The 471-nt window shown below is 40.1% G+C and carries 2 tRNA genes; both read right to left on the bottom strand.

The annotated features are described in order from the left end of the window. Positions 1 to 158: 158 nt before the first annotated feature. Positions 159 to 234, bottom strand: a tRNA-Ala gene (locus tag CWB75_RS18465). A 111-nt stretch (positions 235 to 345) separates the two neighbouring features. Continuing rightward, positions 346 to 422: transfer RNA gene (locus CWB75_RS18460), tRNA-Ile, on the bottom strand. Positions 423 to 471: the final 49 nt, after the last annotated feature.

The raw sequence follows: 471 nt of genomic DNA, 5'->3' as shown, positions 1-471 counted from the left end.
ACTCTGTACAAATAACAATGTTATTCATACGAATTTTATTATCAGCTTTTCCAAATTTTTAAAGAGCAGAGAATCAAAAACTTCTCAAAATTAAACACACTCTATTCTCAGGTGATTGTGCTACCTGATAAAAGAATATTTATTTTTAAGAAGTAAAGTGGTGGAGCTAAGCAGGATCGAACTGCTGACCTCCTGCGTGCAAGGCAGGCGCTCTCCCAGCTGAGCTATAGCCCCACATATGCTGGTCTTACTGTTTGTATACCGACTTCTTTTTAAGACGAGGCGTAAGTTGAGGCCGTTTAGTTCACTAAACAACGAAGCTTACAACGAAGTATTAAGATGAAGTGGTGGGTCTGAGTAGATTTGAACTACCGACCTCACCCTTATCAGGGGTGCGCTCTAACCAGCTGAGCTACAGACCCAAACAATAAGTGTTGTTCTCTTTACAATTAACAATCATCTGTGTGGACA

Origin of the sequence: Pseudoalteromonas sp. S1608 (assembly GCF_005887265.1) — a bacterium.
Lineage (GTDB): Bacteria > Pseudomonadota > Gammaproteobacteria > Enterobacterales > Alteromonadaceae > Pseudoalteromonas > Pseudoalteromonas undina.
Note: the sequence above shows the minus strand (reverse complement) of the source record. Positions and strands in the feature narration are given on the sequence as shown.